The organism is Nocardia neocaledoniensis (genome assembly GCF_029868625.1).
In the GTDB taxonomy this organism is placed as follows: Bacteria; Actinomycetota; Actinomycetes; order Mycobacteriales; family Mycobacteriaceae; genus Nocardia; species Nocardia neocaledoniensis_A.
Genome location: NZ_JARWOJ010000265.1, coordinates 1 through 8540, shown reverse-complemented (window position 1 = coordinate 8540; position 8540 = coordinate 1). Strand labels below are relative to the sequence as shown.

General features: G+C 70.9%; 8 protein-coding genes. 5 read left to right on the top strand and 3 right to left on the bottom strand.

Annotated features, from left to right (window positions below; all coding sequences use genetic code 11):
* Together QH270_RS20340 and QH270_RS20335 are read left to right on the top strand one after the other, a co-directional pair.
* Positions 1-465, top strand: a 465-nt coding sequence (locus tag QH270_RS20340; protein WP_280344837.1) for a diiron oxygenase, incomplete at its 5' end; no start/stop codon positions are given.
* Positions 466-529: 64 nt separating this feature from the next.
* Complete coding sequence (locus QH270_RS20335) at positions 530-1879, top strand: lipase family protein (RefSeq protein ID WP_280344835.1); 1350 nt, start codon at positions 530-532, stop codon at positions 1877-1879.
* Between the two features lie 75 nt (positions 1880-1954).
* Here the strand turns inward: QH270_RS20335 and fadD5 are convergent, their stop codons facing one another.
* From fadD5 to QH270_RS20320, 3 genes are read right to left on the bottom strand one after another with little or no spacing between them, the layout of a single operon-like run.
* Positions 1955-3526, bottom strand: a complete 1572-nt coding sequence (gene fadD5, locus QH270_RS20330) for a fatty-acid--CoA ligase FadD5 (RefSeq protein WP_280344832.1) — start codon at positions 3524-3526, stop codon at positions 1955-1957.
* An 18-nt stretch (positions 3527-3544) separates the two neighbouring features.
* Complete coding sequence (locus tag QH270_RS20325) at positions 3545-4351, bottom strand: enoyl-CoA hydratase-related protein (protein WP_280344828.1); 807 nt, start codon at positions 4349-4351, stop codon at positions 3545-3547.
* Complete coding sequence (locus tag QH270_RS20320; RefSeq protein ID WP_280344826.1) at positions 4351-5334, bottom strand: NAD(P)H-dependent flavin oxidoreductase; 984 nt, start codon at positions 5332-5334, stop codon at positions 4351-4353. The genes QH270_RS20325 and QH270_RS20320 overlap by 1 nt, the downstream gene beginning before the upstream one ends.
* A 252-nt stretch (positions 5335-5586) precedes the next feature.
* Between QH270_RS20320 and QH270_RS20315 the strand changes: the two genes are divergently transcribed.
* The 3 genes from QH270_RS20315 to QH270_RS20305 all read left to right on the top strand — a co-directional run.
* Positions 5587-7056, top strand: coding sequence for an aldehyde dehydrogenase family protein (locus QH270_RS20315; RefSeq protein WP_280344825.1), 1470 nt, complete (start codon positions 5587-5589; stop codon positions 7054-7056).
* A 44-nt stretch (positions 7057-7100) separates the two neighbouring features.
* Positions 7101-8246, top strand: coding sequence for an acyl-CoA dehydrogenase family protein (locus tag QH270_RS20310; RefSeq protein ID WP_280344823.1), 1146 nt, complete (start codon positions 7101-7103; stop codon positions 8244-8246).
* A 10-nt stretch (positions 8247-8256) separates the two neighbouring features.
* Positions 8257-8540, top strand: a 284-nt coding sequence (locus QH270_RS20305) for a hypothetical protein (protein ID WP_280344820.1), incomplete at its 3' end; no start/stop codon positions are given.

Below are 8540 nucleotides of genomic sequence, written 5' to 3'. Positions count from 1 at the left end.
GGTGGTGAGGAGCCGATCGATCATCTGCAGAAGTCGCTGTTGCGGGGTGGGGTGAATCTGCATCCGATGGTGCATCGGGTGATGCAGATCCATGTGGCCGAGGAGGCCAGGCACATCTCCTTCGCCCACGAATACCTGCGCAAGAACGTGCCGTCGATGCATCCGGTCACCAAGACCGCGCTGTCGGTGGCGTTCCCCGTCGCCATGCGGGTGATGTTGTCGATGATCGCGACCCCGCCGAAGGAGTTCGTGGAGAAGTTCGACATCCCGGCCGAGGTGATGCGCGAGGCGTACTGGGACAGCCCGGAGTCGCAGGTCACCATGCGTGACGTCTTCGGCGATGTCCGCGCCCTCGTCACCGACACCGGCATGATGAATCCCCTCGCCAAGCTGACCTGGCGTCTGCTCGGTATCGCCGGCCCCGCCTCGCGCTACCGCAGCGAGCCCGCGCGCCGCACCGCCTGAGCCGATGACGCCCCGTCGGTCCGGTCGCCACCGACCGGACCGTTCGACCACTGGAGACATTCCGTTGACTGCCGAGTCCATCCCGCCGCGCGCCGAGAGCTGGCCGGCGCCCACCACGGCGCTGCTCCCCGACGACGACCCGTTCTATCGCCCGGCCGAGGACTACGCCCAGCACGCGCCCGGCACCGTGCTGCGGTGGCGGCCGATCGAGCTCGCGGCCTTCGGGCTGATCCCGCTGCGGGTCACCGCGTGGCAATTGCTGTACCGCACCAGCGATCTCAACGGCAAGCCCGACGCGGGCGTGACGACGGTGATCGCCCCGGCGGGCGGCACCGCGCCCGGGACGCCGCTGCTGTCGTTCCAGTGCGCCATCGACGCGGTGTCCTCGCGGGGCTTCCCGTCCTACGGACTCCAGCGCGGTTCGCGGGCGATCGGCACCTTCGCCCATGTGGAGCTGCTCTGTTTCGCCGACGCCCTGACCCGGGGCTGGGCGATCTCGATCCCCGACCACGAGGGCATGCTCGGCGCGTGGGGCGCCCCGCGGGAACCCGGCTACCGCGCGCTCGACGGCGCGCGCGCCGCGCTGGCCTTCGCCCCGCTCGGCCTCGACCCGACGGCGCAGGTGGGCCTGTGGGGCTATTCCGGTGGCGGACTGGCCACCTCGTGGGCGGCGGAGACGGCGCCCACCTACGCACCCGAACTGGACATCATCGGCGCGGTCCTCGGCTCGCCGGTGGGCGACCTGGTCGCGACCTTCCACCGGCTCAACGGCGGCCTGCACGCCGGTCTGCCGACGCTGGTCGTGGCCGCGCTGCGCCGGGTGTATCCGGCGTTCGACGCCGTGCTCGGCGCGCATGTGAACGAGGCGGGAATGGCCGTGCTCGACAAGGCCGCCACCTCCAGCACCGGCGCCACCGTGCTGCGCCTGGCGCGCTACAACGTCGAGCGGCACATCAGCATCCCGCTGGCCGAACTGCTCGCGCTCGAGGAGATGGCCGCGGTGTTCGCCGATGCCGAGCTGGGCACCACGGCGCCCGAGGTGCCCATGCTGGTGGTGCAGGCGGTGCACGATCAGATCATCGCGAGCGCCGACATCGACGCGCTGGTGCAGCGCTACCGCGCCCACGGCGCCCATGTCACCTATCTGCGGGACCGGCTCAGCGAGCACCTCACCCTGCTGGCCCTCTCGACGCCGCTGAGCCTGAACTGGCTGGCCGACCGGTTCGCCGGGGCGCCGGTGACCCCCTCGGAGACCAAGACGGTGTGGAGTGTGCTCGGCCTGCCCGCGGGCCGCCGCGGTCTCGCCGAATTGGTTCACGCCGCGCTGCGGGTGCTCTTCGCCCGGCCGATGCCGGGATCGGCGACCCGGCCCGTCCCCGGCGGCGAATCCGCGACGGACCGCCGCGCGGCCTGAGCGCGCCCACCGACGCGACCGATCCCGTCGCGCCACCGGCACAACGGGATCGGACGGTCCTGCGCGGGGGCGCGCTCAGCCGACGGCGGCCGCCGTACCGTGCAGCTTGCGCAGTTCGTGCTTGACCACCTTGCCACCGGCGTTGCGCGGCAGCGCCTCGACGATCACGAGCCCCTTGGGGTGCTTGTACCTGGCCAGGTGCGCGTTCAGGTGCGGTTCCAGCGCGGCCAGGTCGAGTTCGCCCTCGCCCTCGACCGCCACGATCGCGATCGGCACCTCGCCCCACTTCTCGTCGGCGCGCCCGATCACGGCCGCCTCCCGGATCCGGGGGTGCGCGAACAGGACGTTCTCGACCTCGGCGCAGTAGATGTTCTCGCCGCCGGAGATGATCATGTCCTTCTTGCGGTCGACGACGTAGACGAAACCCTCCTCGTCGACCCGGACCAGATCACCGGAGTGGAACCAGCCGCCGGCGAACGCGTCGGCGGTGGCCCGCGGGTTGTTCCAGTACTCGCGCATCAACGTCGGTCCGCGGTAGACGATTTCGCCGATCTCCCCGGGCGCCACGTCGTTCATCTCGTCGTCGACGACGCGGGTGGCGATGGTGGGGATCGGTTTGCCGACCGAGCCGAGCTTGCGGATCGCGTCCTCGCCGTCGAGCACGCAGGTGATGGGCGACATCTCGGTCTGCCCGAACACCGCGACGTTGAGGGCGTCGGGGAAGGTCTCGGCCATCGCCCGGAGCACGGTGTCCGACGCGGGCGCGGCACCCCAGGAGATCACCCGCAATCGCAGATCGCGGTGCGGCACCGTGGGATCGGCGCACACGACCTGCCACTGGGCGGGCACGAGGAACACCGAGGTGGCGCGCTCGCGTTCCCAGGCGTCGAGGACCTCGGTGGCGTCGAAGGCGGTGAGCGGATGGATCACGGTCAGCGCGCCGAGCACGAAACAGGCCGCGACGCTGCCCAGTCCGGCGATGTGGAACAGCGGCGAGGCGCAGAACGCGATGTCGTCGGCGCTGTAGCGCATGGCCCGGATACAGGTGAGGGCCTGAGAGTTCATGTTCAGGTGCGTGAGCACCGCGCCCTTGGGGTTACCGGTGGTGCCCGAGGTGTACATGATCAGGGCGGCGGAGTCTTCCGGCACGTCGACGGGTTCGTGCGGCGCCCCGTCCTCGGCGAGCAGATCGTCGTAGCCGAGCATCCCCTCGCAGGTGCCGACCCCCACCACGATGCGGGTGTCGAGGCCGCCGGTCTGCTCGGCCACCGCGGTGACGAGCGGGGCGAACATCGCCTCGGTGATGATCGCCGTGGCGCCGCTGTCGGCGACCAGGTAGCCGATCTCGGGCGGGGTGAGCCGGAAGTTCACCGGCACCGCGATCGCGCCGAGGGTGTTGATGGCGAAGACGGATTCGATGTACTCGGTGTTGTTGAGCATCAGGATCAGCACGCGGTCGCCCGCGCCGATCCCGCGCCGGGACAGCGCGTCGGCCAGGCGCCCGACCCGTTCGTGCAGCTCCCGCCAGCTCGTCGTCTTGCCGAGGTAGCGCAGCGCGGGCGCGTCGGGGATGGCGGTGGCGTGGATCGCGATCTGGTTCATCCAGTGATTGCGTCGCGAGCGCATCGGTTCTGCGGCAATGGACATGTCGTCTCCTCGAAAGAACTAGGCCGGGTCGGCGATCGGGCTCGGCGCACCCGCGAATTGCGGTGCGCGGCGGGTGAGCATCGCGGTCATGCCCTCGAGGAAGTCCGCCGAGGTGAGCAGCTCCACCTGGCCGGTCTTCTCCGTCGCCAGCGCGGCGTCGAGGCCGGGCAGGGTGGCCGCGTTCAGGGCCGCCTTGGTGAGTTCGAGCGCGCGTCGCGGCCCGGCCGCGAGCTTCGCGGCGACGGTGTCGACCTGTTCGTCGAGTTCCGCGGCGGGTACAGCGCGGGTGATGAGGCCGGCGGCGGCGGCCTCGGCGGCGGGCAGCCTGCCACCGAGCAGCGCCATCTCCGCGGCCCTGGCCCGCCCCATGGCGGCGGCGACGATCGCCGTCGCGCCACCGTCGGGCATCAGGCCGATGGAGGTGAAGGGGAGCAACAGGTAGGCGTCCTCGGCCGCGTAGACCAGGTCGGCGGCCAGCGCGAGCGAGGCGCCGACGCCGGCGGCGGGGCCGTTGACCCGCGCGATCACCGGCAGCGGGGAGTCGATGATCGCGCGGACGGCGGCATTGGCGGTGTCCATCACCAGCTCGGGAGTGGCCTCGTTGCCGCCCGCCGCGGCCGCGGCCGCCAGGTCGGCGCCGGTGCAGAAGGCCTTGCCCGCACCGGTCAGCACGATGACCTTGGTCTCCGGCCGGTGCGCGGCCGCGCCGATGACCTCGGCCAGTTCGGCCATCGCCGCCAGGTCGATGGCGTTCATGCGGGCCTGGCGGTCGATCGTGACGCGCAGGATGCCGCGTTCCTCGTCGATACGGATGCTCTCGCTCATCACGCCACCACCGTCACGACCGAGTTCGACAGCCGCTGGGCGATGAGCGCCTCGGCCTCACGGACCATGCGCGAGACCAGCTCGGCGCAGGTCGGGATGTCGTGGATCAGGCCCTGACACTGGCCGACGCTCCAGATGCCGGCGTCGAGGTCGCCGTTCTCGTAGACCTTGCGGCCGCGCGCCCCCGCGACGAGTTCGCGCACATCGTCGAATGTGCCACCGGCGCGTTCGATCTCGACGACCTGGCGGCTGACGGCGTTGTCGGCGACCCTGGCGGTGTTGTTCATCGTCCGGAAGATCAGCTTGGTGTCGAGCTCGGTGTTGGCGACGATCCGCTCCTTGACCGCGTGCGCGATCGGTGACTCGACCGTGCACAGGAACCGGGTGCCCATGTTCACCCCGTCCGCGCCCAGCGCCATCGCGGCAACCAGGCCGCGCGCGTCGGCGATGCCGCCGGAGGCGATCATCGGGATCTCCAGTTCGCGCGCCGCCGCCGGAATGAGTACCAGACCCGGGGTGTCGTTCTCGCCGGGATGACCGGCGCATTCGAAGCCGTCGATGCTCACCCCGTCGACGCCGACCTGCTGCGCCTTGAGCGCGTGCCGGACGCTGGTGCACTTGTGCAGCACCTTGATCCCGGCGTCCTTGAGGAACGGCAGGTGGGTGGCCGGGTTACCGCCGGCGATCTCCACGATCGGGACGCGGGAGTCGATGATCGCCTGCCGGTACTCCTCGTACGGCGGCGGCGTGATCGACGGCAGGATCGTCAGATTCACGCCGATCGGCTTGTCGGTGAGGTCCCTGGCCTTGGCGATCTCCTCGCGCAGGGCCTGCGGTGTCGGCTGGGTGAGCGCGGTGATGATGCCGAGACCGCCCGCCTCGGAGACCGCGGCCGCGAGTTCGGCTCGGCCGACCCACATCATCCCGCCCTGCACGATGGGGTGTTCGACCCCGAACGCCTCGGTGAACCGGGTGCGCAACATCGCGCCCTCCCTTTCGGATCCGATGTTCCCGCAGGCCGCCACCGGTGGGGCAGCCCTTTGCAAGTTGCGAGAACCGTGATTAACTTATCGAGAATTGTGATTAACTTAATGGTGGTCGGCGCGGACTGTCAACAGTTCGCGCGGCGCGCCGGACTCCGTGCGTGTCCCGACCTGGACGCAGCAGTCGCCGAGTAAGCCGAAGGAAGGTCGAGAATGACCGAAACCCCCACTACCGCACCCAATTCTGCGAAGATGGTGAGTACCGTGAACCCTGCCACCGGGGAGCCGGTCGGCACCTGGGCGGTCGACGACGCGGCCGCCGTGGCCGCCGCCGTCGCGCGGGCTCGCACCGCCGCGCGGACTTGGAGTGAACTCGGGTTCACCGAGCGGAAGCGGGCACTCCTACGCTGGGCCGCGGGCATCATCAATAACATCGACGAGTTCTGTGAGCTGATCAAGGCCGAGAACGGCAAGCCGCTCGAGGACGCCTACCTCGAGGTGATCACCGCCGTCGAGCATCTGAACTGGGCGGCGAAGAACGCGCCGAAGGTGCTCGCGCCCAAGAAGGTCTTCCCCGGCCTGATGATGGCCAACCACGAGGCGGTGATCGAACAGCGGCCGCACGGCGTGGTCGGGGTGATCGGGCCGTGGAACTACCCGGTGTACACGCCGAACGGCTCCATCGCCTACGCGCTGGCCGCGGGCAACACCGTCGTCTTCAAGCCGAGCGAGCTGACCCTCGGCGTCGGGCACTGGCTCGCCGATGCCTTCACCAAGGCCAATCCCGCACTGCCCCAGGGCATTCTGAGCGTGGTCAGCGGTGACGGGGAGACCGGACGCGCGCTGGTGGAGTCCGAGGTCGACATGATCGCCTTCACCGGCTCCACGGCCACCGGCAAGAAGATCATGGCCGCGGCCGCGCAGCGGCTCACGCCGGTGGTCCTCGAATGCGGCGGCAAGGACGCGGCGATCATCGCCGAGGACGCCGATGTGGCCGCGGCCGCGGACGCGATCGTCTGGTCGGCGATCGCCAACTCCGGGCAGACCTGCGTCGGTACCGAGCGCTGCTACGTGGTGGATTCGGTGCTCGACGAATTCGTCGCCGAGGTCACCAAGCGGGTCGCCGACCTGAAGCCGGGCTCTGGCCCCGACGCCGCCTACGGCCCGATGACGCTGCCCGCTCAGGTCGACATCGTCACCGAGCACGTCGAGGACGCGCTGGCCAAGGGCGCGAAGGCGATCGTCGGCGGCCGTGACTCGATCACGGCGCCGTTCGTGAGCCCGATCGTGCTGCTCGACGCCCCCGAGGATTCACTGGCCGTCGCCGAGGAGACTTTCGGACCCACCCTGACCATCCGCGGCGTGCGCGATGTGGAGGAGGCCATCCGGCTGTCCAACGCCTCGCGCTACGGCCTGGCCTCGACGGTGTTCTCCCGCAAGCGCGGCATGGAGATCGCCCGGCGGCTGCGGGTCGGCGCGACCTCGGTGAACAGCCCGGCCGCCTATGCCGCCATCCCCGCGCTGCCGTTCGGCGGGGTGGGGGAGTCCGGGATCGGCCGGATCCACGGCGCCGCGGGCCTGCTCGGCTTCACCCGGCCGCATTCGATCGCCCGGCAGAAGTTCGTCATCCCCGGCATGGCGTTGCTGTCGTTCGGCCGCACCGAGTCGACCATGTCGCTGGTGCGCAAGCTCACCGCGCGCCGTTTCGGGCACGCGAAGTAGACCAGTTCATCCACCCCCGACACCGAAAGCAGAGGGACACATCCATGGGCGTCGAATTCAGCCCGGAACAGCAGGATTTCGCCGCGGCGGTCGCCGCGTTCGCCAAGCGCGAGGCGGGGACGCGGGAGAAGCGTGACGCGCTCACCCACCACGATGCCGAACAGCACAACACCGAGGTGTACGCCAAGATGGCCGAGCTCGGCTGGCTCGGCCTGACCGTGCCCGAGGAGTACGGCGGCTCGGACGCCTCGATGGTCGACATGTGCATCCTGCTCGAGGAGAGCCTGCGCGGCATGCTGCCCATCGGCGCCATCGGCCCGACGCTGATCACCGGCGGCGCCTACGCCAAGTTCGGCACCGAGGCGCAGAAGGAGGAGGTGCTGCGGGGCATCGTCCGCGGTGCCTCGCAGTCGATCTCGATGTCGGAGCCCGAGGCCGGGTCCGATGTCGGCGCGCTCACCACCCGGGCGGAGAAGGTCAACGACGGCTGGTTGATCAACGGCCAGAAGACCTGGTGCTCGAACGCGCACATCTCCGAGAACATCCTGCTGGTCGCGCGCACCGACCGCAGCGGCGGCAAGCACGAGGGACTCACCATGTTCCACGTGCCCGCGAACACCCCGGGGCTCAAGATCAGCCCGATCGAGCTGATGGGCAACCAGAAGGAGACCAACGACCTCTACTTCACCGACTGTCTGCTGCCCGCGGACGCGGTTGTCGGCGAGGTGGGCAACGGCTGGCGTCAGCTGATGACCGGCCTGAACTTCGAGCGTCTGATCCTGGCCGCGATGAGCCTCGGCGCCGCCGAGCGCGCCTTCGAGGACACGCTGCAGTTCATCAGCGAGCGCAAGCAGTTCGGCAGGCCGATCGGCTCCTTCCAGGCGCTGCGGCACCGGATCGCCGATCTCGCGACCGAGATCGAATGCACCAAGCTGCTGGTCTACAGCGTCGCCGCGGCGGTGGACGCCAACCCGAGCAAGACGTTCGCGCGCGAGGCGTCGATGGCCAAGCTCAAGGCCACCGAGACCTCCAAGCAGGTGGCGCTGGCGGGCATGCAGATGATGGGCGGCTACGGCTACGCCAGGGAGTTCGACATGGAGAAGCACGTCCGCGGTGCGCTCGTGTCGACCATCTTCGGCGGGACCAGCGAGATCCAGCGCGACATCATCGGCAAGACGTTCGGTCTCTGACAGGCGGGGGGTGGGGGGGGGGGGGGGGGGGGGGGGGGGGGGGGGGGGGCGCCGGGGGCGGCGGCGGGGGGGGGGGGCCGGCCGCGGGGGGGGGGGGGGGGGGGGGGGGGGGGGGGGGGGGGGTGGTGCGCGCCGGGGGGGGGGGGGGGGGGGGGGGGGGGGGGGGGGGGGGGCGCGGGGGGGGGGGGCGGCGGGGGGCCGCGCGCCGGGGGGCGGGGGGGGGGGGGGGGGGGGGGGGGGGGGGGGGGGGGGGGGGGGGGGGGGGGGGGGGGGGGGGGGGGGGGCGGGGGGGGG